Origin of the sequence: Staphylococcus sp. LKG3-1 (genome assembly GCF_048568385.1) — a bacterium.
Classification (GTDB): domain Bacteria; phylum Bacillota; class Bacilli; order Staphylococcales; family Staphylococcaceae; genus Staphylococcus; species Staphylococcus saprophyticus.
This window is the reverse complement of the sequence record NZ_CP183799.1, coordinates 16,927-42,550: the sequence shown is the minus strand read 5'-3', so window position 1 is coordinate 42,550 and position 25,624 is coordinate 16,927. Positions and strand designations below refer to the sequence as shown.

General features: G+C 28.3%; 23 protein-coding genes and 2 pseudogenes. 15 read left to right on the top strand and 10 right to left on the bottom strand.

Features of this window, described 5'->3' with window-relative positions; all coding sequences use genetic code 11:
* The first annotated feature begins 184 nt into the window (after positions 1-184).
* The gene (locus tag ACM595_RS14085) at positions 185-595 is read left to right on the top strand and encodes a YolD-like family protein (RefSeq protein WP_135092828.1); all 411 of its coding nucleotides are present in this window, start codon (positions 185-187) and stop codon (positions 593-595) included.
* 52 nt (positions 596-647) lie between these two features.
* Here ACM595_RS14085 and ACM595_RS14080 read toward each other — a convergent pair.
* The 4 genes and pseudogenes from ACM595_RS14080 to ACM595_RS14065 all read right to left on the bottom strand — a co-directional run bounded on the left by ACM595_RS14080 (position 648) and on the right by ACM595_RS14065 (position 5,574).
* Positions 648-2,035 (bottom strand): annotated as a pseudogene (locus ACM595_RS14080) (hypothetical protein).
* Positions 2,022-2,387, bottom strand: a complete 366-nt coding sequence (locus tag ACM595_RS14075; protein WP_419744505.1) for a DUF6262 family protein — start codon at positions 2,385-2,387, stop codon at positions 2,022-2,024. The pseudogene ACM595_RS14080 and the gene ACM595_RS14075 overlap by 14 nt, the downstream one beginning before the upstream one ends.
* Positions 2,388-2,395: 8 nt before the next feature.
* Entirely contained in the window at positions 2,396-4,459 is a 2,064-nt protein-coding gene (locus ACM595_RS14070) for a tyrosine-type recombinase/integrase (protein WP_419744504.1), read from the bottom strand.
* Between the two features lie 2 nt (positions 4,460-4,461).
* Complete coding sequence (locus ACM595_RS14065) at positions 4,462-5,574, bottom strand: tyrosine-type recombinase/integrase (RefSeq protein ID WP_419744503.1); 1,113 nt, start codon at positions 5,572-5,574, stop codon at positions 4,462-4,464.
* A gap of 195 nt (positions 5,575-5,769) precedes the next feature.
* On the opposite strand from ACM595_RS14065, the gene ACM595_RS14060 reads away from it, so the two are divergent.
* From ACM595_RS14060 to ACM595_RS14050, 3 genes are all read left to right on the top strand, one after another.
* Positions 5,770-5,970, top strand: coding sequence for a YolD-like family protein (locus tag ACM595_RS14060; protein ID WP_419744502.1), 201 nt, complete (start codon positions 5,770-5,772; stop codon positions 5,968-5,970).
* Between the two features lie 96 nt (positions 5,971-6,066).
* Positions 6,067-7,239 (top strand): IS256-like element IS256 family transposase, encoded by a 1,173-nt coding sequence (locus ACM595_RS14055; protein WP_000195429.1) that lies wholly within the window; start codon positions 6,067-6,069, stop codon positions 7,237-7,239.
* 167 nt (positions 7,240-7,406) lie between these two features.
* Positions 7,407-8,171, top strand: coding sequence for a DUF5677 domain-containing protein (locus ACM595_RS14050; RefSeq protein WP_128424882.1), 765 nt, complete (start codon positions 7,407-7,409; stop codon positions 8,169-8,171).
* Positions 8,172-8,201: 30 nt separating this feature from the next.
* Here the strand turns inward: ACM595_RS14050 and ACM595_RS14045 are convergent, their stop codons facing one another.
* Entirely contained in the window at positions 8,202-8,621 is a 420-nt protein-coding gene (locus ACM595_RS14045) for a TcaA NTF2-like domain-containing protein (RefSeq protein WP_419744501.1), read from the bottom strand.
* Between the two features lie 62 nt (positions 8,622-8,683).
* Between ACM595_RS14045 and ACM595_RS14040 the strand changes: the two genes are divergently transcribed.
* Genes ACM595_RS14040 through aph(2'')-Ia form a run of 3 tightly spaced genes read left to right on the top strand, consistent with a single transcriptional unit; the run spans position 8,684 to position 11,746 of the window.
* On the top strand, positions 8,684-9,856 hold the full coding sequence (locus ACM595_RS14040; protein ID WP_000195429.1) for an IS256-like element IS256 family transposase: 1,173 nt from the start codon (positions 8,684-8,686) through the stop codon (positions 9,854-9,856).
* Between the two features lie 57 nt (positions 9,857-9,913).
* A complete protein-coding gene (locus ACM595_RS14035; protein ID WP_000393259.1) occupies positions 9,914-10,306 on the top strand; it encodes a GNAT family N-acetyltransferase in 393 nt (130 codons plus the stop codon).
* Positions 10,307-11,746, top strand: a complete 1,440-nt coding sequence (gene aph(2'')-Ia, locus ACM595_RS14030) for an aminoglycoside O-phosphotransferase APH(2'')-Ia (RefSeq protein WP_001028144.1) — start codon at positions 10,307-10,309, stop codon at positions 11,744-11,746.
* Between the two features lie 129 nt (positions 11,747-11,875).
* On the opposite strand, the gene ACM595_RS14025 is transcribed toward aph(2'')-Ia, so the two are convergent.
* Together ACM595_RS14025 and blaZ are read right to left on the bottom strand one after the other, a co-directional pair.
* Entirely contained in the window at positions 11,876-13,048 is a 1,173-nt protein-coding gene (locus tag ACM595_RS14025; RefSeq protein ID WP_000195429.1) for an IS256-like element IS256 family transposase, read from the bottom strand.
* A 101-nt stretch (positions 13,049-13,149) separates the two neighbouring features.
* The gene (gene blaZ, locus ACM595_RS14020; protein WP_104681703.1) at positions 13,150-13,995 is read right to left on the bottom strand and encodes a penicillin-hydrolyzing class A beta-lactamase BlaZ; all 846 of its coding nucleotides are present in this window, start codon (positions 13,993-13,995) and stop codon (positions 13,150-13,152) included.
* 106 nt (positions 13,996-14,101) lie between these two features.
* Here blaZ and blaR1 point away from each other — a divergent pair, with 106 nt between their 5' ends.
* From blaR1 to ACM595_RS14000, 4 genes are all read left to right on the top strand, one after another.
* Positions 14,102-15,859 (top strand): beta-lactam sensor/signal transducer BlaR1, encoded by a 1,758-nt coding sequence (gene blaR1, locus ACM595_RS14015; protein WP_001096378.1) that lies wholly within the window; start codon positions 14,102-14,104, stop codon positions 15,857-15,859.
* Positions 15,849-16,229: a penicillinase repressor BlaI gene (gene blaI, locus ACM595_RS14010; RefSeq protein ID WP_419744508.1), complete on the top strand. Its 381-nt coding sequence runs from the start codon at positions 15,849-15,851 to the stop codon at positions 16,227-16,229. Before blaR1 ends, blaI begins: the two co-directional genes overlap by 11 nt.
* Before the next feature lie 263 nt (positions 16,230-16,492).
* A complete protein-coding gene (locus tag ACM595_RS14005; RefSeq protein WP_001829991.1) occupies positions 16,493-17,071 on the top strand; it encodes a recombinase family protein in 579 nt (192 codons plus the stop codon).
* Between the two features lie 160 nt (positions 17,072-17,231).
* Positions 17,232-17,810 (top strand): recombinase family protein, encoded by a 579-nt coding sequence (locus ACM595_RS14000; protein WP_031908289.1) that lies wholly within the window; start codon positions 17,232-17,234, stop codon positions 17,808-17,810.
* A 223-nt stretch (positions 17,811-18,033) separates the two neighbouring features.
* On the opposite strand, the pseudogene msr(A) reads toward ACM595_RS14000, so the two are convergent.
* Positions 18,034-19,501, bottom strand: a pseudogene (gene msr(A) / locus ACM595_RS13995) (ABC-F type ribosomal protection protein Msr(A)).
* A 536-nt stretch (positions 19,502-20,037) separates the two neighbouring features.
* Here msr(A) and ACM595_RS13990 point away from each other — a divergent pair.
* Positions 20,038-20,733: an ABC transporter ATP-binding protein gene (locus ACM595_RS13990; RefSeq protein ID WP_002447409.1), complete on the top strand. Its 696-nt coding sequence runs from the start codon at positions 20,038-20,040 to the stop codon at positions 20,731-20,733.
* Between the two features lies 1 nt (position 20,734).
* Positions 20,735-21,505, top strand: a complete 771-nt coding sequence (locus tag ACM595_RS13985; protein WP_002455772.1) for an ABC transporter permease — start codon at positions 20,735-20,737, stop codon at positions 21,503-21,505.
* A gap of 638 nt (positions 21,506-22,143) precedes the next feature.
* Here the strand turns inward: ACM595_RS13985 and ACM595_RS13980 are convergent.
* Together ACM595_RS13980 and ACM595_RS13975 are read right to left on the bottom strand one after the other, a co-directional pair.
* The gene (locus tag ACM595_RS13980; RefSeq protein WP_002448025.1) at positions 22,144-22,344 is read right to left on the bottom strand and encodes a hypothetical protein; all 201 of its coding nucleotides are present in this window, start codon (positions 22,342-22,344) and stop codon (positions 22,144-22,146) included.
* Between the two features lie 5 nt (positions 22,345-22,349).
* Positions 22,350-23,144 (bottom strand): ParA family protein, encoded by a 795-nt coding sequence (locus tag ACM595_RS13975; RefSeq protein WP_002448023.1) that lies wholly within the window; start codon positions 23,142-23,144, stop codon positions 22,350-22,352.
* A gap of 737 nt (positions 23,145-23,881) precedes the next feature.
* Here ACM595_RS13975 and ACM595_RS13970 point away from each other — a divergent pair.
* Positions 23,882-24,874 carry a replication initiator protein A gene (locus ACM595_RS13970; RefSeq protein ID WP_002455776.1) on the top strand — a complete coding sequence of 331 codons (993 nt, stop codon included), beginning with the start codon at positions 23,882-23,884 and terminating at the stop codon, positions 24,872-24,874.
* A gap of 30 nt (positions 24,875-24,904) precedes the next feature.
* Positions 24,905-25,606 carry a zinc ribbon domain-containing protein gene (locus tag ACM595_RS13965; RefSeq protein WP_037554635.1) on the top strand — a complete coding sequence of 234 codons (702 nt, stop codon included), beginning with the start codon at positions 24,905-24,907 and terminating at the stop codon, positions 25,604-25,606.
* Positions 25,607-25,624: the final 18 nt, after the last annotated feature.

Genomic DNA, 25,624 nt, shown 5'->3' with positions numbered 1-25,624 from the left:
TCATTTATTCTGTTATTAAAATGAAAATTCCTTTTATAGTAAGAGATACTCTTTAAATATAGGATAGTGTTTAACTATAAGGTAAGTATATTATTTAATAAAAACTTTCTTCTTAAATTATTAAATTGTTAATTAGCTTGCAATAACAGAACATATGTTCTATTATTGTCTTGAGGTGATTTTTATGATTCCAAACCCTAATGCCCCAGATAAGTATAAATATGAAACAGATTACAGAAAAATACCTAGAGAATATTTAAACCCTAGAATTCCTCAGGGCCGTGGAAAAATCAAATGGCAAGCTTTTGCTACCCTCCCTGAACAGTTTGAAATTTTAAACAAAATTATTCAAAATCAAGATAAAACTGAGAAACCTATATTAACAGAAGATACTTGGGATAGCATCAACTATATTTTTCAGTTGAAGGTAAAAAATGATGAACTATGTTCCATAGTATATTGGGAAAATGGTCATCTTACTACTTATATAGGAAAAATTTTAAAAATGGATGAAATTGATAATACATTTTCATTATACGACTCTAGCAATAATATATATAAACTAAATAATGATAATGTTTGCAGTATTACTTAATACCTAGAGATATTAAGTAATACTGTTTAAAATTTTGAATAGCTCTTGATAATTATTTTTTTCGAAATACTACAAGCAAAATCATTATTAGTATCAGACTGATATCAAATATACTATTTTTATCACTAAAAAATATTTCTACTACTTGAAGAATTGATAAAAGACTTATTATTAACAAAAGTTTATTTAAGTTTTCACTTCTTTCTTCTTCCTTGTAAGACTGTTCCAATTCGATTAGCGATAATTCTTCTTTATTTAATTCTTCAATATCTTGAGGAGCCCTAAAATCATTATTATCCTTTAGATGTAAGTATAAATATAAACTAGGCAAAAGTTCTGTTCTGTAAATAATTGCAATAGATCTCTTGAAATTTAACATCCATTGTCTAAAATATAGAGTTTCTTTTTTTCATTTAAATTATATTGCTGATATCCATACAATTGTAATTCATTTAACATAGTTTCTAAGAAAAAAAAGTTAGCAGCACTATGAAAATAAAGTGCCATTCTTGAACAATGTTCTAAAGTATCTTCTTCTTTCTCATCCATCCAGACTACAAAAATCGATGCTTTATTCAAGTATTTTATATAATTATCGCTATAACCACCTTTCCTAAAATGTTCACTCTTCCCTTCAAATGAAATAATAGGCGCATTTACTAACCATTCTTGAATTTTCACATCTTCATAAAAAGGATCATCTGCAAATTCATTTTCATTAGCTAAATAATAAACTTCAAACCCCATATTTCCAGATATTTTATATTCAAAGATATCATTACTATTATTTTTTATAATTCTATTGATTTGCCTGGAAACGTCTCTAATATTTTTATTGTGTCTATTCCCATACAACTGATACTGTCTTTGCCCATTATTATTTTCTTGTTTAATTAAAGGATATATATTATCTTCAACAATTGAGAAAGTGCTATACAAGTCATTTGCAAAATTTATACTCTCTAAATCTTCAATGATTTCTATAACAAAGGTACCGTTGTTAAATATAGTTAATGTCAAAAAAAATAAATTCAAAGTGTTCTCTTGAGTAATTTCAATATGTGGAGTGAATATATATTTTTTATATTTGTATCCATGTATATTATTTTGATCAAATAATCCTTCATTAATATTCGCATTAGTAGCAAATTTTTCTAAAAAATTTGCTAGTTTTTTGTGATATTCATTTATATAGCTTTTATATTTTCCAGGTAAAACCCAATGATCATAATTTACCGGTTGTTTGTCAGGAGATAAAATACGTATAACTCCTTTTACATTAAATAGAATTGCCTCGATTTTCTCAAACCAAGGGTTCATATTATCATCTTTTATATTTATAGCAGTAGCATATTGGTATGTCACTTTATAACCTTGCAATCTATTAAGATCTTTAATAACTTTTTCGTTTTCCTTTAATTTCAATTTAAATATCCTCATATATTCTAGAATATAAAGTATTAATTTCTTCTTTCAACATTTTTTTCTCTTTTTCTAAAGAGTTTACTTTCCTTTTTAAAGAAGAAATTAATGCGTCTTTACCATTACTTTTATTTTTATGCGCAAACGTTTCTTTGCTTTGTTCACGTAATTCTTCAATCTTCTTTCGAATTTTACTATTATTATATAAAGTCGCTTTAGAAACTTTTGCATTTTTAGAAACAACATTAAAGTTAATTTCTTCCTTTTTTTTAATCAAATCATTTATAGCTTTAATAACTTTTTTCTCAGTATTAGCTTTTCGTTCTGCATGTAACTTTTTTAATTGTTTTTGTCTATTAAATTTTTCCATTTTAACCTCTATACTTTTATTCTATTGCTTCTCCCAAATATAATATTTCCATCCTTTATGTTACCTAATATTTCTTCGTATTTATTTAATATATTAGTATGCTTTTCAACCATATCTTGCCTATTATTATTTTTAGCTAATTCTATAGATTTGACTGTTGATTTGATATGTAATTCATATTTTTCAACATCTAAATCAGAAAAACCAATAGCTAAATCCTTACATGGTTTCCCAGAATTACAAGTTAAACATGGCGGAGCTTCCATGTATGGACAATCACCACTCAATCTAGCGTGACAAGTACCGTAAGGATTGTCCATTGCGTTTAATTTATGTTCTTGCCATAAAGAATTCAATGTTTTTTCTGATAGTTCACTACTATGCTGTATATTTTTAATTTTACCGTCAAAATCAAAACTAAAAGCCCCTTGATCAATAACTGACTCAAAAGCCTTTCTTTTAGTATCATCAAGTAACTTAGCATACCGGAGAGTCATTTCAGGTGAAGAATGTGCTAATAGCTCTTGTATTGTTAATATATCTGCTCCACCATTTAATAATTTTACTGCATAAGTATGTCTAAATTGATGAGTTTTGAAATGAAAAATTTCTCCTTGTTCATCAACAATATTTTTAGTTTTTGCTAAATGATTTAAGTGAGCTCTGACCATATGTTGTGTGAACGGCATTCCTTTTCTTTTTCCTTTATAAGTAGCAAAAATATAATTATTAGGATTATTATCTTTTGTACTTTTGATTTTAGAATTAGCTATTAAAACTGCTACTATGTCAGCTAGTTTATTATCAATTGGTATTCTATGTCCTTTAACAAAAGTTTTAGCGATATCAGTAATTATTGAAAATTTTCCATTAACTTTTGCAAGACAATTATTTTTTAATGTTAATACATCAGAAATTCTTAATCCTGTTTTAAAAGCTATCCAAACTACAGGTATTAAATCTTTGCGCAAATTATTTAAATGCTCAAAAAGCTGTTCCAATACAAAATCTGGAATATAATCAATTTGGTTACTATTTTTCTTTTCGTGTTTAGGCATGTCTTGAGGATAAATTAAAAACCGGATATCTTGAAAGGGTGCTATGTCATAATTTTGAGTTGCAATATCGTTTAAAAATCTTCTAATTGCTTTTAATTCTTGCCTAACAAAATTTCTAGAACTTTGTACATTTTTACTATTAGCATATTTAAATAAATAATCTATATATACTTCAATATGACATCTATCTAAGTTATTTAAATTGTTCCAAGTCTTTTCTTTTTCAGCTATACTTTGAAAAAATCTAGTTAGTATTCTTACATAATATCTTGCTGTCCCAAATGCTATATCACCAGTTATCAAACGATTTTTCAAATATTTTTTCACTGCTTCTCGCATTTCTATTGAACTAATTTTTTCAAAGTTTAAATAGTGACCAGTAAGTGTTTTATTATAATTCAAACCATACTTTTCTAAATTTCTAACATCCCATTTATTTTTTTCCCATTCTTCTCTTTTATCAATAAATTTTTTCAGATTAATATACATATTATTTAAAAAAGATGCCAACTCACTTTTATATTCATAATCACCAAAAACGATTGATGATCCCTTTCTATTTAGTGGTATATTATTTTTAGCCAACCATCTAAACCAGTCCTTTTCTAATGTCTTAATATCATTATCTAGTAAAGAATTTAAATTAGGATAAACTTCATTAAAGAACTCAGTAATCTTATTGAGCTTAACTGCTCCATTATTAAATACGCTACCTAAAGACCAATACTCTTTACTCAAAAGTTTCAAAAAAATATATTTAAATTCTAAATTCAAATTTTTATTATTAATCTTAAAGTAAACGTTTTTTCTTTTGTCTGTATATCTCTTAATATTTTCCTGAAATTGTTTAAATTTGTTAAAAGCTGAAATGTGCCATACATCATTTTTTAAAAAGTAATCATCATATATTTCAGTTATTAAAATTTCTCCTTTTATATTTATCGTTCTACTTTTTATTGTACATAATTCGTTCATTAAAATACTATTTGTTGGTAAATTAAGTGGTATTGACATAGTTATTCCCCTTTATTAAAAACTTGAAATTGATTTTTTACTTTATCCCAATCTTCACGTATATCTTCTTCAGTCGGGTGAACATATAAATTAATAGTCGTTTGTATATTACTATGCCCGAGTCTTTCTTGAACTTGTTTAATATCTTTCGTTTCGTTATAAAAAACAGTTGCATGTGTATGTCGAAATAAATGAGGGTGAACATTTATAGATGTTTTATATTTTAATCTTTTAAATAACGAATATATATCATTATAATGCATAGCTTTCCCCACATTTTTTCCCTTTAATTTTACAAAAAGATAATCAGAACATAAGGAAAGATCATCAATTATTTCGTACACGTAATCATCATATAAATCAATCAAAGATTGAGAAATAAATATTTTTCTTTCCCCAGTTTTTAAATAAGTATCATTGCTATTAAATCTATTTTTCAAAACTATTTGATGGCCTTTTCTAAAATCAAATTTGATATCTTCAATACGTAATGACAATACCTCACCTATGCGTAATCCTGTTTCATATAGTAATTGTATTAGGAATTTATCTCTAATATTATTAGCTGCTTCCAATAATTCCTTAACCTCAACATTAGTTAACACTTCTAATTTTTTCTTTGGTTCTTTTACTTTCAAAATATTTTTTAACATTCCATAATCTTTGTTTATATGATGCATGAAACTTTTATATTTTTTAGAATATTTACTCTCGGTATGTAAAAAATCATAAAAATTAACGTCTAATTTTTTGCTCCTATAGAGATAATCATAAAAATTAGATACTACTGTAATAGTCAAATTAATTGTCTTAGGACTGCTATTTGTTTCTTTTTGATTGTAAGAGAGGACATTCTCATATTCAAAAGGTGTTTTCATCCATCTTATAAAATCAACAAAGTTATCAAAATTAATCTCTTTATAGTGTATTTGCTTATTTTCTAAATATTTAAAAAATTTTTTCAGCGCATAGGCATAGGTTTTCTTGGTATTCAAACTTTTCTTAACACTATCCAAATATTTCAAATAGCGTACTGCATCTACTATAGGTTCATTTTTACCATCTAAAATCATAAAATTAATACCATTCTTTGCTTTTACTTCTACTATCTTCATAATAATCTCATTTCTACATTTAATAATATAAGTATACATTATTATGTCGTTTTTTACATTAGACATATTAGACTTATTAAACATAACAAAAAAAGTCTATTTAATATTTTTACTATGTTCATTTTTTCTTGAAAAATAATTCATATTAAACAAAACAGTCTATATTCTTTAACATACATATAACCATTCAAAACTATGCCAGAGCAATATGAAATTTTAGATCAATATATAGATGACCAAAATAAAATTGATATGCCATTATTATCAGAAGAACAACTAGAATCGATTAATGATATAATTAATGAAAAGATAAAAACTAATTCTTTTTGTACAATTGATTATTGGGATAACGGATATATAAAACAACTTTCAGGAATTATTAAGAAAGTAGGATAAAGTCCGTATAATTGTGTAAAAGTAAAAAGGCCATATAACAGTCCTTTTACGGTACAATGTTTTTAACGACAAAAACATACCCAGGAGGACTTTTACATGACCCAAGTACATTTTACACTGAAAAGCGAAGAGATTCAAAGCATTATTGAATATTCTGTAAAGGATGACGTTTCTAAAAATATTTTAACAACGGTATTTAATCAACTAATGGAAAATCAACGAACAGAATATATTCAAGCAAAAGAATATGAACGAACAGAAAACCGACAAAGTCAACGAAATGGCTATTATGAGCGCAGCTTTACGACACGTGTAGGCACGCTAGAATTAAAAGTACCCAGAACACGTGATGGCCATTTTTCACCCACAGTGTTTGAACGTTATCAACGAAACGAAAAAGCCCTCATGGCTTCAATGTTGGAAATGTATGTATCAGGCGTTTCAACTCGTAAAGTATCAAAAATTGTGGAAGAACTTTGTGGTAAATCCGTCTCTAAGTCCTTCGTTTCTAGCTTAACAGAACAGCTAGAACCTATGGTTAACGAGTGGCAGAATCGTTTATTATCAGAAAAAAATTATCCTTACTTAATGACCGATGTACTCTATATAAAAGTACGAGAAGAAAATCGAGTACTCTCAAAAAGCTGTCATATAGCGATTGGAATAACCAAAGATGGCGACCGTGAAATTATCGGCTTCATGATTCAAAGTGGCGAAAGCGAAGAGACCTGGACAACATTTTTTGAATACCTAAAAGAACGCGGTTTACAAGGTACGGAACTCGTTATTTCTGATGCGCACAAAGGATTAGTCTCTGCCATTAGAAAATCCTTCACCAACGTAAGTTGGCAAAGATGCCAAGTTCACTTCCTAAGAAATATCTTTACCACCATTCCTAAAAAAAATTCAAAATCTTTCAGAGAAGCTGTTAAAGGAATTTTTAAGTTCACAGATATTAACTTAGCGCGTGAGGCTAAAAATCGATTGATTCATGATTATATCGATCAACCAAAATATTCAAAAGCTTGCGCATCATTGGATGATGGATTCGAAGACGCCTTTCAATATACCGTACAAGGAAATTCCCACAATCGACTAAAGAGTACCAATCTAATTGAACGACTGAATCAAGAAGTACGCAGAAGAGAAAAGATTATTCGCATCTTCCCCAATCAAACATCAGCCAATCGCTTAATTGGAGCCGTTCTTATGGACCTACATGATGAATGGATTTATTCTTCAAGAAAATACATCAATTTTGATAAGTAGAAATGGTAAAAACATTGTATAGCATTTTACACAGGAGTCTGGACTTGACTGAAAGTAGTAGATACGATAAATGAAATAATATATTTAACTAACGACATACAAAAAAATTTTAAATTAAAATTTTCTGTAATTTGTGATGTTATATAAAATAGAAAGGAAAAAATTAAATGTTTACTGTAGATGCATCAACATTTAAACAAGAAGTAGAGCGTTTTAGAGACCTAATATCACAACAATATAATTTAAAAGATATTCATTTAGCTAATTACAATTTATTCTTAGAGGTTAGTGAGTTATACGAAACAGTAGAGATTTTAATTCATAATAATATTAATAATCCTATACCTGCATTATCCAGACTTTTATTTGAGCGATATATATATATATTATTTTTAAACGAGAAAAAGCAATATACCAATGATAGAGCAAAAAGGTATTTGGATTATAGGGAATATGAAATTCAAAAATATCATGAATTCGTCTATCGTGATGATACTAATGAAATATCATTTTCAAACGTAAGAAGCTATATAAATATTAATAAAAACGACAGTGAATATTTAGACGCATTTAACGTAGATAATCTAAAATCAACAGAATCTAATTACAGAGCGAATTTTACTAATATAGATCATATGAATACAGATAAGTTAAAATGGTATTTTCAAACTAATGAATATAAAGAAAATTCTAATGGCGATAAAGTACCAAACAAATTATATAACTTTAAAGATTTGTGCGATTATTTAGGATATCCTGTATATTATTATATATGTTACAAAAACTTTTCATCTAATATACATGGATCAGCTTCATTAAGAAGTACAATTAAACATAGTATAAATAGCCAGTCTAACAAAAACGGTAATATTGTATTATCAATAAATATCATTGCATATAGTATTAATAGACTATATGCAATGTTTAAATAAAAAAAGAGGGGATTCACATTCCCCTCTTTTTTAAATATCCTCATATTCAACTATTTTAAAGCGTTTTGTTTCTTTGCTGTATTTTAGAGCATACTTAGATTGAATTTTATTTTTGTTGACTTCTTTAGTTAAAATAATTTGTAACTTGTCTTTATCTTTACTAATATCATCAATTTGTGGATTACTATATTTGTTCTTAGCTTTTGATTCCACCATCTTTTTCATATGCTTTGCTACTTTACTATCTTCTTCTATATAATCTGAAATGTATTTATAGTCAGATTTTTTGTATGCTTGGTTCAAATGGTTGGTATAATCAATCATAAATTTCTTGCCCTTATTTTCTATTTCTTTATTTTCTTGTTTAAATTTATTAATAGAATCTTGATTAAAAGATAAATCTACTTCTTGGATAAAGTCCGTATAATTGTGTAAAAGTAAAAAGGCCATATAACAGTCCTTTTACGGTACAATGTTTTTAACGACAAAAACATACCCAGGAGGACTTTTACATGACCCAAGTACATTTTACACTGAAAAGCGAAGAGATTCAAAGCATTATTGAATATTCTGTAAAGGATGACGTTTCTAAAAATATTTTAACAACGGTATTTAATCAACTAATGGAAAATCAACGAACAGAATATATTCAAGCAAAAGAATATGAACGAACAGAAAACCGACAAAGTCAACGAAATGGCTATTATGAGCGCAGCTTTACGACACGTGTAGGCACGCTAGAATTAAAAGTACCCAGAACACGTGATGGCCATTTTTCACCCACAGTGTTTGAACGTTATCAACGAAACGAAAAAGCCCTCATGGCTTCAATGTTGGAAATGTATGTATCAGGCGTTTCAACTCGTAAAGTATCAAAAATTGTGGAAGAACTTTGTGGTAAATCCGTCTCTAAGTCCTTCGTTTCTAGCTTAACAGAACAGCTAGAACCTATGGTTAACGAGTGGCAGAATCGTTTATTATCAGAAAAAAATTATCCTTACTTAATGACCGATGTACTCTATATAAAAGTACGAGAAGAAAATCGAGTACTCTCAAAAAGCTGTCATATAGCGATTGGAATAACCAAAGATGGCGACCGTGAAATTATCGGCTTCATGATTCAAAGTGGCGAAAGCGAAGAGACCTGGACAACATTTTTTGAATACCTAAAAGAACGCGGTTTACAAGGTACGGAACTCGTTATTTCTGATGCGCACAAAGGATTAGTCTCTGCCATTAGAAAATCCTTCACCAACGTAAGTTGGCAAAGATGCCAAGTTCACTTCCTAAGAAATATCTTTACCACCATTCCTAAAAAAAATTCAAAATCTTTCAGAGAAGCTGTTAAAGGAATTTTTAAGTTCACAGATATTAACTTAGCGCGTGAGGCTAAAAATCGATTGATTCATGATTATATCGATCAACCAAAATATTCAAAAGCTTGCGCATCATTGGATGATGGATTCGAAGACGCCTTTCAATATACCGTACAAGGAAATTCCCACAATCGACTAAAGAGTACCAATCTAATTGAACGACTGAATCAAGAAGTACGCAGAAGAGAAAAGATTATTCGCATCTTCCCCAATCAAACATCAGCCAATCGCTTAATTGGAGCCGTTCTTATGGACCTACATGATGAATGGATTTATTCTTCAAGAAAATACATCAATTTTGATAAGTAGAAATGGTAAAAACATTGTATAGCATTTTACACAGGAGTCTGGACTTGACTGAGTTTTATGGAAGAAGTTTTAATTGATGATAATATGGTTTTTGATATTGATAATTTAAAAGGATTTCTTAATGATACCAGTTCATTTGGGTTTATAGCTAAAGAAAATAATAAAATTATAGGATTTGCATATTGCTATACACTTTTAAGACCTGATGGAAAAACAATGTTTTATTTACACTCAATAGGAATGTTACCTAACTATCAAGACAAAGGTTATGGTTCAAAATTATTATCTTTTATTAAGGAATATTCTAAAGAGATTGGTTGTTCTGAAATGTTTTTAATAACTGATAAAGGTAATCCTAGAGCTTGCCATGTATATGAAAAATTAGGTGGTAAAAATGATTATAAAGATGAAATAGTATATGTATATGATTATGAAAAAGGTGATAAATAAATGAATATAGTTGAAAATGAAATATGTATAAGAACTTTAATAGATGATGATTTTCCTTTGATGTTAAAATGGTTAACTGATGAAAGAGTATTAGAATTTTATGGTGGTAGAGATAAAAAATATACATTAGAATCATTAAAAAAACATTATACAGAGCCTTGGGAAGATGAAGTTTTTAGAGTAATTATTGAATATAACAATGTTCCTATTGGATATGGACAAATATATAAAATGTATGATGAGTTATATACTGATTATCATTATCCAAAAACTGATGAGATAGTCTATGGTATGGATCAATTTATAGGAGAGCCAAATTATTGGAGTAAAGGAATTGGTACAAGATATATTAAATTGATTTTTGAATTTTTGAAAAAAGAAAGAAATGCTAATGCAGTTATTTTAGACCCTCATAAAAATAATCCAAGAGCAATAAGGGCATACCAAAAATCTGGTTTTAGAATTATTGAAGATTTGCCAGAACATGAATTACACGAGGGCAAAAAAGAAGATTGTTATTTAATGGAATATAGATATGATGATAATGCCACAAATGTTAAGGCAATGAAATATTTAATTGAGCATTACTTTGATAATTTCAAAGTAGATAGTATTGAAATAATCGGTAGTGGTTATGATAGTGTGGCATATTTAGTTAATAATGAATACATTTTTAAAACAAAATTTAGTACTAATAAGAAAAAAGGTTATGCAAAAGAAAAAGCAATATATAATTTTTTAAATACAAATTTAGAAACTAATGTAAAAATTCCTAATATTGAATATTCGTATATTAGTGATGAATTATCTATACTAGGTTATAAAGAAATTAAAGGAACTTTTTTAACACCAGAAATTTATTCTACTATGTCAGAAGAAGAACAAAATTTGTTAAAACGAGATATTGCCAGTTTTTTAAGACAAATGCACGGTTTAGATTATACAGATATTAGTGAATGTACTATTGATAATAAACAAAATGTATTAGAAGAGTATATATTGTTGCGTGAAACTATTTATAATGATTTAACTGATATAGAAAAAGATTATATAGAAAGTTTTATGGAAAGACTAAATGCAACAACAGTTTTTGAGGGTAAAAAGTGTTTATGCCATAATGATTTTAGTTGTAATCATCTATTGTTAGATGGCAATAATAGATTAACTGGAATAATTGATTTTGGAGATTCTGGAATTATAGATGAATATTGTGATTTTATATACTTACTTGAAGATAGTGAAGAAGAAATAGGAACAAATTTTGGAGAAGATATATTAAGAATGTATGGAAATATAGATATTGAGAAAGCAAAAGAATATCAAGATATAGTTGAAGAATATTATCCTATTGAAACTATTGTTTATGGAATTAAAAATATTAAACAGGAATTTATCGAAAATGGTAGAAAAGAAATTTATAAAAGGACTTATAAAGATTGATTATATAATATATGAAAAGCTATTATAAAAGACATTAGTATTAAATAGTTTAAAAAAATGAAAAATAATAAAGGAAGTGAGTCAAGTCCAGACTCCTGTGTAAAATGCTATACAATGTTTTTACCATTTCTACTTATCAAAATTGATGTATTTTCTTGAAGAATAAATCCATTCATCATGTAGGTCCATAAGAACGGCTCCAATTAAGCGATTGGCTGATGTTTGATTGGGGAAGATGCGAATAATCTTTTCTCTTCTGCGTACTTCTTGATTCAGTCGTTCAATTAGATTGGTACTCTTTAGTCGATTGTGGGAATTTCCTTGTACGGTATATTGAAAGGCGTCTTCGAATCCATCATCCAATGATGCGCAAGCTTTTGAATATTTTGGTTGATCGATATAATCATGAATCAATCGATTTTTAGCCTCACGCGCTAAGTTAATATCTGTGAACTTAAAAATTCCTTTAACAGCTTCTCTGAAAGATTTTGAATTTTTTTTAGGAATGGTGGTAAAGATATTTCTTAGGAAGTGAACTTGGCATCTTTGCCAACTTACGTTGGTGAAGGATTTTCTAATGGCAGAGACTAATCCTTTGTGCGCATCAGAAATAACGAGTTCCGTACCTTGTAAACCGCGTTCTTTTAGGTATTCAAAAAATGTTGTCCAGGTCTCTTCGCTTTCGCCACTTTGAATCATGAAGCCGATAATTTCACGGTCGCCATCTTTGGTTATTCCAATCGCTATATGACAGCTTTTTGAGAGTACTCGATTTTCTTCTCGTACTTTTATATAGAGTACATCGGTCATTAAGTAAGGATAATTTTTTTCTGATAATAAACGATTCTGCCACTCGTTAACCATAGGTTCTAGCTGTTCTGTTAAGCTAGAAACGAAGGACTTAGAGACGGATTTACCACAAAGTTCTTCCACAATTTTTGATACTTTACGAGTTGAAACGCCTGATACATACATTTCCAACATTGAAGCCATGAGGGCTTTTTCGTTTCGTTGATAACGTTCAAACACTGTGGGTGAAAAATGGCCATCACGTGTTCTGGGTACTTTTAATTCTAGCGTGCCTACACGTGTCGTAAAGCTGCGCTCATAATAGCCATTTCGTTGACTTTGTCGGTTTTCTGTTCGTTCATATTCTTTTGCTTGAATATATTCTGTTCGTTGATTTTCCATTAGTTGATTAAATACCGTTGTTAAAATATTTTTAGAAACGTCATCCTTTACAGAATATTCAATAATGCTTTGAATCTCTTCGCTTTTCAGTGTAAAATGTACTTGGGTCATGTAAAAGTCCTCCTGGGTATGTTTTTGTCGTTAAAAACATTGTACCGTAAAAGGACTGTTATATGGCCTTTTTACTTTTACACAATTATACGGACTTTATCTTAAAATTCCTTCATTACACTCTTGGCGGTTTCACTTATCAACTTATCATTTGGCTTATCACTTTTATTGTCTTTATTCGTAAAAATGACTAAAACAATAGGTTCAGATTGGCCCTTAGGATAAACAAAAGCAACATCATTTCTAGAAGCATATGTTATTGCTTGACCACTTTTATCAGCAACTTTATAGTCTTTTGGAATACCATCTTTAATTAAAGTGTCTCCGTTTTTATTATTTAACATTAAATCAAGTAAGAAATTTTTATTTTTTTTGCTTAATTTTCCATTTGCGATAAGTTTATTTAAAGTCTTGCCGAAAGCAGCAGGCGTTGAAGTATCTTTTTTGCTCTTTGGTGAATAGTAATTTAATTCTATTTCATATCTAACTGGATTTGTTACTTTATCTCCCAATTTTTTTAAACGTTTTTTAATTTTTTTGATTCCACCGATTTCGTTTATAATTTTATTGTTTGCTGTATTATCACTGTACTTCATTGAAGCCTCAATAAGTTCTTTTAAAGTGATATCTTTTCCTACATATTTTTCTAAAATAGGAGAATAAGCAACTATATCATCTTTGTTAATATGTACTTTTTTATTTAACTTATTATAAGGTACTTGTTCTAACAAAATAGCACTATTTATCGCTTTTGAAGTCGAAGCATAGGCAAATCTCTTATCTGAATTAAATTTTACTTCCTTACCACTTTTAGTATCTAAAGCATAAACACCAATATGAGCATTATATTTTTTTTCTAAATCATTTAACTCTTTGGCATGTGAACTGTTTGAATTACATGCACTTAAAACTAAAGCAATTACAATTAAAAATATTAACTTTTTCAAAATATACCCTCCAATATTACATTTGTAATTTCTATGAATCAATAATATTACAATTGTAATATTGGCGTCAATAGTTTATTATAAATATTTGAAAGAAGGTGTTGAAATGGCTAAGTTATTAATAATGAGCATAGTAAGCTTTTGTTTTATATTTCTATTGTTATTATTTTTTAGGTACATATTAAAACGCTATTTTAATTATATGTTAAATTATAAAGTTTGGTATCTAACTCTTCTTGCAGGATTAATTCCTTTCATTCCTATTAAATTCTCTCTTTTTAAATTTAATAATGTGAATAATCAAGCGCCCACAGTTGAAAGTAAGTCACACGAATTGAACCATAACATAAATACCACCAAACCTATTCAAGAGTTCACAACAGATATCCATAAGTTTAATTGGGATTCAATTGATAATATCTGCACAGTTATTTGGATAGTTTTAGTTATTATTTTAAGTTTTAAATTTTTGAAAGCCTTATTATATCTTAAATATTTAAAGAAACAGTCACTCTATCTAAACGAAAATGAAAAAAATAAAATAGATACGATACTTTTCAACCATCAATATAAAAAAAATATTGTGATTCGAAAAGCAGAGGCTATTCAATCTCCAATAACTTTTTGGTATGGGAAATATATTATTTTGATTCCTAGTTCATATTTTAAAAGTGTAATTGACAAAAGACTAAAATATATAATATTGCATGAATATGCTCATGCTAAAAATAGAGATACTTTACATTTAATTATCTTTAATATCTTCTCTATTATTATGAGTTACAATCCATTAGTACATATTGTAAAAAGAAAGATAATTCATGACAATGAAGTAGAAGCCGATAGATTTGTCCTTAATAATATTAACAAAAATGAATTTAAAACTTATGCGGAAGCTATTATGGATTCCGTATTAAAAATCTCAGTTTTTAATAAAAATATACTAAGCCACTCATTTAATGGTAAAAAATCATTACTCAAAAGAAGATTAATGAATATAAAGGACGCCAATCTGAAAAAACAATCAAAATTAATTCTAATTTTCATTTGTATTTTTACTTTTTTTCTCATGGTAATTCAAAGCCAATTTTTGATGGGGCAATCCTTAACTGATGATAATTTTAAAAAACCCTTACAGAACGATTACCAAATTTTAGATAAAAGTAAAATTTTTGGTTCAAATAGTGGATCTTTCGTCATGTACAGCATGAAGAAAGACAAATACTATATTTATAACGAAAAAGAAAGTAGAAAAAGGTATTCTCCTAATTCAACTTATAAAATTTATTTAGCTATGTTTGGACTTGACCGACATATTATAAGTGATGAAAATTCACGTATGTCATGGAATCATAAGCATTACCCTTTTGATGCTTGGAATAAGGAACAAGATTTAAATACAGCAATGCAAAATTCAGTTAATTGGTACTTCGAACGTATTAGTAATCAAATACCAAAGAACTATACAGCGGCTCAACTCAAGCAATTAAATTATGGTAATGAAAATTTGGGAAGTTATAAAAGCTATTGGATGGAAGATAGTTTGAAAATATCTAATCTTGAACAAGTAATAGTTTTTAAAAATATGATGGAACAAAATAACCATTTTAGTAAAAATGAAAAGAAACAATTATCTTCTTCGTTATTGATTAGAAAAAATGAAAATTATGAATTGTATGGGAAAACAGGTACAGGTATAGTAAACGGGAAGTACAATAATGGGTGGTTTGTAGGTTACGTAATTACAAATCATGATAAGTATTATTTTTCTACACATTTATCAGATGAAAAAGCCTCTGGTGAAAATGCTAAATTAATAAATGAAAAAATATTAAAAGAAATGGGTGTTTTAAATGGGCAATAAGCAAGTTGAAATATCTATGGCTGAATGGGATGTTATGAATATAATATGGAATAAAAAATCAGTATCAGCTAATGAAATTGTAGTTGAGATTCAAAAAAATAAAGAAGTTAGCGATAAGACGATTAGAACATTAATTACAAGACTATATAAAAAAGAGATTATAAAACGATATAAATATAATAATATTTATTTTTACTCATCAAATATTAAAGAAGATGATATTAAAATGAAAACTGCTAAAACCTTTCTTAATAAATTGTATGGAGGGGATATAAAAAGTTTAGTGCTTAATTTTGCGAAAAATGAAGAATTAAATAACAAAGAAATTGAAGAATTGCGAGACATTTTAAATGATATTAGTAAAAAGTAATTAGAGGTATGTTTCAAACATAATACATATGTAAACTATGCTTGACTCTTATTAAATTAGTTTTGTTAATGACATTTAAAATATATTATTAAAGATGAGAGTGTACAGAAAATAACCATTTTCTGTACACTCTCTTTTTATATCTAGATATATAGCTAGTATACATATTTTAGTGTTCAATAACCCAACAGAAAATCTATGTTCATAAATATGGTTAGAATTAAGTTATGGTACAATGAAAATCTACATAGGAGGTTTGTATTTTGAAAATAGGTTATGCAAGAGTCTCAACTGGTTTGCAAAATTTGAATTTGCAGGAAGATCGATTAAATCAATATGGTTGTGAAAAGATATTTAGCGATCATATAAGTGGATCAAGAAGTAAACGTCCTGGTTTAGATAAAGCTATTGAATTTGCGAGGTCAGGAGATACGATTGTTGTTTGGAGACTAGATAGATTAGGACGTAACATGGAAGATTTAATCACATTAGTTAATGAACTTAATAATCGAGGCGTGAGTTTTCATAGTTTAGAAGAAAATATAACAATGGATAAATCAAGTTCTACAGGACAATTGTTATTTCATTTATTCGCAGCATTTGCAGAGTTTGAACGTAATTTAATTTTAGAACGTTCTTCAGCGGGGCGAATGGCAGCTCGTGCTAGAGGACGCTATGGAGGTCGACCCGAAAAATTAAATAAACAAGATTTGACTTTACTCAAAACACTTTATGATAATGGAACCCCGATTAAAACTATTGCAGAGCAATGGAAAGTTTCACGTACAACAATCTATCGTTATCTCAATAAGTTAAATAACCAAGAAAATAAAGATAAATAAAAAATATTACTGAGTTTTAAGAAAGATAAAAGTTAGACAGGATACACCCTAATCATACATGTATAATTGTTGAATTTATAGCAACTAAAATGTATGGTTAGGGTGTATATTAATTATGAGGTGAAAATCAATGATTGTTGGCTATGCGTGAGTATCATCGATCGATCAAAATTTAGAAAGACAACTTGAAAATTTAAAGACGTTTGGGGCTGAAAAAATATTTACAGAAAAACAGTCTGGGAAATCTATTGAAAATAGACCAGTATTTCAAGAAGCACTTAACTTTGTAAGAACGGGAGATCGATTCGTTGTGGAATCTATTGATCGTTTAGGACGTAATTATGATGAAATTATTGAAACTGTGAATTACTTAAAAGAAAAAGACGTTCAGTTAATGATTACAAGTTTACCTATGATGAATGAAGTTATTAGTAATCCATTACTGGATAAATTTATGAAAGATTTAATTGTTCAAATTTTAGCAATGGTTTCAGAACAAGAGAGAAACGAAAGTAAACGTCGACAAGCACAAGGAATTCAAGTTGCAAAAGAAAAAGGCGTTTATAAAGGACGACCTTTACTTTATTCGCCAAACGCGAAAGATCCTCAAAAGCGTGTTATCTATCATCGAGTTGTCGAAATGTTAGAAGAAGGCCAAGCAATTAGTAAAATTGCAAAAGAAGTAAATATAACAAGGCAGACTGTTTATAGAATTAAACACGATAAGGGATTATCTTGATAAATAGGTTGTCAATGCAAATGAGCGTTTCTCACAGCGTTCTAAAACGCATATTAATCATCTATTATGAGATTTTAATAATAAAACAAGAAAAGAGAGGGTAAAAACTCCCTCTCTTTTCTTCTATATTCTTTTTCTCAAAAATGATCGGTTATGGTACTATTGTTATTTACTTTATTATAATACTTTAAAGAAATATTCAATATAAATTAGTGTATAGTTTTTAAGTTATATCATGAATAGATTGTCCTGTTAATTCCCATTTTTTATCTGATACATGTTTAACAAACCTTGTATCATGTGATGTAAACAAAATGATTCCAGGATATTTATTCATAAACATTTCTAATGCTTCTAATGTTTTAATATCTAAAAAATTAGTTGGTTCATCCAAAATTAACATATTCGCTTTCGTTGAAAATAATACTGCTAACGATAATTTCGTTTCTTTCCCCACCACTCAAAACATTACAAGAACGATCAAGTGCTTCATTTAAACCCAAGTTATTTAAAATAGCTCTACTGAATGATTCTGATGAATCCGTTTCATCCATTAAATATTGCAATAATGAAACGTCACGCATGTCTTCATAAGCAAGTTGACGATAGTATGCCATTTGCACTTTAGGAGAACAATCAATTCCCTCTATTTGGTGGTAAATAGCTTCAAGTAAAGTTGTCTTACCTACACCATTTGCACCTACGAGCGCTATATTTTTGCCATATGGTATTTGGAATCGTACTTGTGTTAGCAGTTTTTGACTTCCTTTAACCAATGTTAGATTTTGTGCAATGATTGGATAATTATTATGGATATCATAAATTTTATTTTGTGGGAAATTGAATTCATGATAACTTTGTGGTTTTTCAACTTCTTCCAAATGTTCCATTCTTTTTTCAATATGCTTAGCTTGTTTTTGAGCAGCCTTCTCAACCGTGCCTTTTTGTTTTGATGCACTTAAACGATCTGGTGCTATACTTTTGTTTTTTTGTTTTGATGATGCTTGTGCCATTTGTTGCGCTTGATTTCGTTTAGCTTTACTGGCTTGGGACAATCTTTGTTTTTCACTTATATACTGTTCATATTGACGTTGTTGTTCTAACTGTTCTTGTTCATATTGATTTTGATACTGTGTGTAATTACCTTTAAACACTCTTATTGTGCCATCTTCTTGTATATCCCAAATTGTGTCAGCAATTTGGTCTATAAGTGCTCTATCATGACTTACTATAATTAAAGTACCATAGTAATATTTTAAAATATTTTTCAGATAATCTTTACCAATTTTATCCAAGTGATTTGTAGGTTCATCTAAAAGTAATATCGGACTATAATTTGATATGACATTAGCTAATTTATATTTTGCTTTTTCACCACCACTCATACTGTCGGTTGTATGCATAGGTATATGGAGTTCACTCATTAAACTACCGTCTAACGTGTTAAAATCATTTTCCACATCCATGTTAAGCTGTTCAAAATATTGAATTTCGCCAACCGTTTCAACTGTTCCAGATTCTGGTTTTGTTTTTTGAGCAATCATATTTAGTAATGTGGTTTTGCCAGTACCATTACCCCCAATAAGTGCTATTTTTTCAAATTGGTAAGCATAAAGATGATCGATGTTAAGTGATCGTAAATCTGTCAATTTATGATTGATTTGGTTAAATTTAATTGTATATTGTTCCATATTTATACACTCCTTGTATATTTAAAGGACGTGTACGCAAAAAATGAGACAGGCTACTCCCGTCTCATTCACATTACACTTTCAAACACTTAAAGAATTATTACGATGTTTTAGTATTTGAAAGCGTTTATTATTCCTATCGAAGGATAAAAAATGACATAAGTCATCCTATGAGTGTGTGTATTGCGGACAAGCCTTTTTGAATTAATTTAGTTTTGTATTCAAAAAGGTTTATTTGAGTCTCATAGAAGCTGTCATTTTAATCCTCCTTCATCGATAAAATAGTAATGTTAATATAACATTTTATTGGTTTTTTTACAATATATCTCTAAGTACAAAGATCATATAATAAAAGTATAAAATTACAATTTGAGATTGATTATACATCTTGTTAATTTAGAGTGTACTTATAAAATGCAGCACTTCATTTAATTTATATTTATGTATCTCAACATGTATTTAAATAATTTATTTTTTTATGATACATTAAGTTTGGATTTAAAATATATCTAAATAATTAAAAAGGAGATAATTGTATGGATGTTTTAACAGTAGAACATTTAACAAAAAAGATAGGTAATAAGACTATTCTCAAAGATATTTCTTTAAATTTAAAACGAGGACAGATTGTCGGTCTTGTTGGAGCAAATGGGGCAGGAAAAACATCTTTGATGAAAGTTATATTAGGCTACTCGATTTATCAAGAAGGTAACTTTGAAGTTATTGAAAATAAGCATAAAAAAAGTAACGTTGGTGCATTGATCGAAAATCCAGGAGTATATCCCTTTATGTCAGGCTATGACAATCTTAAACTACTAAATGAAACTAAAAATACTCAAGATATTGATACAATTGTCTCTCAACTTAAAATGGATGAGTATATACATAATAAAGCCAAAACATATTCCTTGGGTATGAAACAAAAATTAGGTATTGCAATAGCTTTCTTAAATCAACCCCAATTAATTATTTTAGATGAACCTATGAATGGGTTAGATCCTAGGGCTGTAAGAGATGTTAGAGAACTCATTGTAAAAAAAGCGGAAGAGGGCGTTACCTTTTTAATTTCTAGCCATATATTAAGTGAGTTAGTAAAAATCACCAATTCTATCCTTATCATTAACAAAGGTAAAATTGTTACTGAAACTACCGAAGAAGAATTAAACCAATATAAAGATAACGATTTAGAAAATGTATTATTAAGTATCATTGATAAGGAGGATCAATCGTAAAATGGGCACTTTAATTAAGCAAGAATGTTTTAAATTGTTTAAAAAGAAATCGACGTTTATTATACCAATTATCATTATGTTATTAATGGTTGTTCAAGCTATAATATCTAAAAACTATGATGATGTTTTTTCTCCACAATCATCTATTGAATCAGCATTTAGTGGTTTTTCATGGTTTATCTTTTTATTAATTATTCAAGCCAGCACCATTATTTCAATGGAGTTTTATCATGGTACAATTAAAAATCTTCTCTATCGAAAATATACGAGAACAAGCATTATTATTAGTAAAATTATTACATTAATACTTTTTTCACTACTGTATTTTATTGTTAGTATTGTTGTAGGAATTATTCTATGGGCTATTTTCTTCAACGATATCAATCTCCTTGAAAGTAAGGGTGATGCGTTATCGTTATTAAGTAAAATGTTATTAACTGGACTAGGTACATATGTTGGAACATGGTTAGTCTTAAGTATCACCTTATTAATTTCATGTGCAATGAAAAGTCCCGGTGTCTCTATTGCTGTCGGTATTGTATTGTATTTTGCCACTTCAATTTTGTCAGGGATATTAACAATTGTTGTAGATAAATGGGAATGGTTAAAATGGAACCCTATTAGTATGATGAATATTATGGTTCAAATTGTTGATAAAAACATGAAAAAATTCACAAAATTAGAACTGCATGAATTATTTATTGGTAATATTGTTTATATTATTATTTTCTTAATCATCGTAGTATTTGTCTTTAAAAAGAAAAATGTCTAATCTAACTCAACACACTTTATAATTTTGCATTCCTCTACTAACCAGTGTTATAATCTACTTAACTCCCGTAAGGGCGCACTTATACGTTTGTTCCAAACGCTAGTGTAGATCCGTCATCGACCTGCGTCGATTTTTAATTTTAAATTCAAAGAAACGGCTTGAGATATTCCGAGCAGTTATAAAAATTAATTTGTGTCGAATATCGCTACTACATTCTTGAAAAAGTGATGTAGATTTTTAGCCCATAACTTTTTTTATTTACATCGACGATACGGCGTCGAAGGAAAAATAAACAGACCGTACGAAAGAAAAAGCCAATCCACTTTGTCTGGGTTGGCTTTTATTTTTATATCCAAAGACGCACTTACACACCTAAAAAAGTGTCGTACTAAAACCAAAACTCATATGTGATAAGCTAATATCCTTATTTTGCATTTTAAGGGGTATTTTATATGTTTTTTTACATAAGCTCTTAAAACACAAATGAGAGCCAAATAAAGGTTCTGTATGGACTATGATTGCCTCATTCACTCTGTTTACATAACCAATGATTATCAGAAGTTACAAAAAATGCGTCACTAGTATAGTGACGCATTTTAGCATTTTCTTTATTTGAAAAATTACTATAAATTAACTTTTTAATACTTATTATTTTCTAAAAATTCTTCTAAAACTTTATCAATTATTGATTTTATAGACGTATCTTTATCTAACGCCATTTGGTTTAGCCTTTTCTTAATATCAGTATCTACTCTCATTGTTGTACTTTTAGATATAGGTCTATAATTCTCTGTGTATTTCACTTCCGAAGTATCTATATTATCTAAAAATCCAGCCATACATTTCATTCCTCCTCAATTAATTTAATTCTACTAACTAATTCTTCATATACTTTGTTGAACATATGTATGACTTTTTTATCATGCATATCTTTATCTTTTATCCCATCAGCAGCGAACTTTTTTATTCTTTCTCTTTGATATATTTGGTGTTCAAATAATGCTTCAGAAAACGCAGATTTAGACATCTCTAATATTTGTTTATCTACTCGTCCATTTTTTTTTATTAATACTGGAACTGCACCAACTAATTCAAATGGTAAATCTGACTCTTTTTTTCTATCTCTTAGAAAATTAACAAAAGAAAGACTGCTCTCATAAGCTGATTGTTGTGTTTGAAATACCATTAAAATATAATTACTTGCGTAAACAGCATTATTAGTAAAATCTGAATTTATAGTAGGTGGCACATCTATAAATACATAATCGAAATCATAAATTTTTTCAATTTTTTCTACCACATTTTTTAAAATATATCTTTTTTTCAAAATGTCTGTTTTTGAAATAATATCGGATAAATTAGCCAAAGACGAATCAGCGGGCAATAATGATAAATTAGAAGTTAATCTAATGATACTTTCATCTATATTTCCACTTTTTAGCATATTTATGAATGAAAGTGATTCTTCTTTAAATTCTGGATAAGTTCTTTTCATAATTTGAGTAGCGTTACCTTGGGGATCAAAATCTATTAAAAGAACCTTTTTGTTATAGTTTTCAGATGCAATATAAGAAAGTAATGTAGATACTGTAGTTTTACCTACACCACCTTTAAAATTTCCAACTGTTATTATATTCAAAATAACCCTCCTACATAATTTCATTGTTCTTAATTCATTCTTATATATTCTTTGTGTTGTTTGTTACATGTAACATGTTACTGAAAAACTTTGTTTCTTTCAACTTATACATAATCTCGTTGTTCTTAATTCATTCTTATATATTCTTTGTGTTGTTTGTTACATGTAACATGTTACTGAAAAACTTTGTTTCTTTCAACTTATACATAATCTCGTTGTTCTTAATTCATTCTTATATATTCTTTGTGTTGTTTGTTACATGTAACATGTTACTGCAAAACTTGTTTCTTTCAACTTATACATAATCTCGTTGTTCTTAATTCATTCTTATATATTCTTTGTGTTGTTTGTTACATGTAACATGTTACTGCAAAACTTGTTTCTTTCAACTTATACATAATCTCGTTGTTCTTAATTCATTCTTATATATTCTTTGTGTTGTTTGTTACATGTAACATGTTACTAATAAAAAGTTACAAAATAAATTGTTTCTATAGGTATATAAGTGTTATTATTAATTTATAACAAAATAAAAAGAGCAACTATTGGTAGTAGTTGCCCTTAAATGTTTGGTAATAAAACGTTCCCCACGTTTATTTATCTACAATGTTTTGATACCTGTATTATATACTGAATTGTTACTTAGTGCAAGTATTGAAACTAGTAAATAAACACAAATATATATAAGCGTTTTATTACCTCTTACCAAATCAAAATACGGAAAGAGGTTTTTTATTATGACTGAAGAAAGATTTAATATCCAACAACAATATAGAGAAAAATTTTATCAACTGCCAAAAGTGTTTTTTACTAATGAGAAATATATGCAATTAAGTAATGATGCTAAAATTGCGTACGCTTTGTTAAAAGACAGATTAGAATTATCAATAAAGAACAATTGGTTTGATGATAATGGCGATATATTTTTCATTTTCACAAATGAAAAACTTAAAGCTATATTAAATTGTCATGATGGTAAATTAACAAAAATTAAAAAAGAGTTATCAAAAAATAATCTTTTAGAACAAGTAAGATGTGGGCAAGGACGACCTAATAAATTATATTTAATGAATCCTGAAGTTACTAAAGAAGACGTTTATGAAATCAAAAAACAAGAAGAAAACATTGATGAGACTTGTCATGACACTGAAATGCGATTTTCGCATTTCAAGAATTGCGAAAATCGCATTTCTAGAAATGCTGAAATCGCACAACAAGAAATGCGAAAATCGCACACTAATGATACTGAACTTAATGACACTGATATTAGTAATACTGATTCTAGTGATACGAATGATATGAATGATGTAAGAGAAGAAAATGTAGAAGCTACAAAACCTAATCATCCAAATCATACGAATCATTTACAACAACAATCCGATGAAGAAGCTTTAAAACATTTAGAACTTCAGGAAATGCCCGAAGATACAAAGAGATATATGAATAAATTTAGTGCTAAAGAAATACAAATCATTAAATCAGTTATTTTAAAAGCTAAGCGTTCGTTTAATGATATGTATGGTGAAGTGTATATGCTTGAAGATATGGATGATGAATTATTTACAGTACTTAAAAGATTCAAAGGTATAATGGTTAAAAAACAAGAAACTGTTGAAGCTATGCAAGGATATTTAATGCGCTCTATTTTGTCCGAATTAGAAGAAATGCGCTCAACGAATATGCGTAGAAAAAACTTTGAAAACAGGCCACTCAACGTATTTAAAACATAAAATACAAGAAAAAAGGGGGGATGATAGGCGATGAATTTTTCGTTAGTTAAAAGTTTTTTACCTCACATGACAAAAGAGGATATGAGGGTCATTCAAGTTCCGAATTGGTATTTAAGCTATTATAGACGTTTTCCAGAAAAGCTAGAAAACTGTAAATATAAGCATATCAAAGCGATTAACGATTATATAAAACAAGAAAAAGCTCATATTATTGGTATCGATTTAGGTAAATACCATTATTTAACAGCGTCAAATATAGATCGATCTTTTGTTTTTGTCGATAAACATAACACGCTCTTCCATCTTTTTAGAAAATACGAGAGACGTATTGCTAATAAGCAATATGATAATAGCGAAGCTTATTCTAAACTGAAAACAGGACTTAAAAGCCATATCAATCAAGTTGTTAAAGAAATGTTAGAACAAACGTCCAATCGTTTTCAAACCGTCTTTGCATTAGGTGATCATGGTTCAAGCCATTTATCTTTTCCTAGTTTGGTATTTGACTTGACTTATTTTGCGATTAAGCAGCGAAAAAATGAAAATGACGAAATACTGATCGTTGATGAAAGTTTCACGTCTATTGAATGTCCAATATGCCATAATAGAAATCAGTACAACAGAACTAATAAAAATAAGTTTAAATGTACAAAATGTGGATTCAGGCATCAAAATAATGATATTGTAGCTGCTAGTAATATAGCCAAGAAAGGGAAATTATTGGTATTCTAAGTATAGAGAGAAAACTAT

Coding starts and splice junctions, on each gene's coding strand:
- ACM595_RS14085 (WP_135092828.1), top strand. CDS start 185: ATGATTCCAAACCCTAATGCCCCAGATAAGTATAAATATGAAACAGAT.
- ACM595_RS14075 (WP_419744505.1), bottom strand. CDS start 2,387: ATGGAAAAATTTAATAGACAAAAACAATTAAAAAAGTTACATGCAGAA.
- ACM595_RS14070 (WP_419744504.1), bottom strand. CDS start 4,459: ATGTCAATACCACTTAATTTACCAACAAATAGTATTTTAATGAACGAA.
- ACM595_RS14065 (WP_419744503.1), bottom strand. CDS start 5,574: ATGAAGATAGTAGAAGTAAAAGCAAAGAATGGTATTAATTTTATGATT.
- ACM595_RS14060 (WP_419744502.1), top strand. CDS start 5,770: ATGCCAGAGCAATATGAAATTTTAGATCAATATATAGATGACCAAAAT.
- ACM595_RS14055 (WP_000195429.1), top strand. CDS start 6,067: ATGACCCAAGTACATTTTACACTGAAAAGCGAAGAGATTCAAAGCATT.
- ACM595_RS14050 (WP_128424882.1), top strand. CDS start 7,407: ATGTTTACTGTAGATGCATCAACATTTAAACAAGAAGTAGAGCGTTTT.
- ACM595_RS14045 (WP_419744501.1), bottom strand. CDS start 8,621: ATGGCCTTTTTACTTTTACACAATTATACGGACTTTATCCAAGAAGTA.
- ACM595_RS14040 (WP_000195429.1), top strand. CDS start 8,684: ATGACCCAAGTACATTTTACACTGAAAAGCGAAGAGATTCAAAGCATT.
- ACM595_RS14035 (WP_000393259.1), top strand. CDS start 9,914: ATGGAAGAAGTTTTAATTGATGATAATATGGTTTTTGATATTGATAAT.
- ACM595_RS14025 (WP_000195429.1), bottom strand. CDS start 13,048: ATGACCCAAGTACATTTTACACTGAAAAGCGAAGAGATTCAAAGCATT.
- blaR1 (WP_001096378.1), top strand. CDS start 14,102: ATGGCTAAGTTATTAATAATGAGCATAGTAAGCTTTTGTTTTATATTT.
- blaI (WP_419744508.1), top strand. CDS start 15,849: ATGGGCAATAAGCAAGTTGAAATATCTATGGCTGAATGGGATGTTATG.
- ACM595_RS13990 (WP_002447409.1), top strand. CDS start 20,038: ATGGATGTTTTAACAGTAGAACATTTAACAAAAAAGATAGGTAATAAG.
- ACM595_RS13985 (WP_002455772.1), top strand. CDS start 20,735: ATGGGCACTTTAATTAAGCAAGAATGTTTTAAATTGTTTAAAAAGAAA.
- ACM595_RS13980 (WP_002448025.1), bottom strand. CDS start 22,344: ATGGCTGGATTTTTAGATAATATAGATACTTCGGAAGTGAAATACACA.
- ACM595_RS13970 (WP_002455776.1), top strand. CDS start 23,882: ATGACTGAAGAAAGATTTAATATCCAACAACAATATAGAGAAAAATTT.
- ACM595_RS13965 (WP_037554635.1), top strand. CDS start 24,905: ATGAATTTTTCGTTAGTTAAAAGTTTTTTACCTCACATGACAAAAGAG.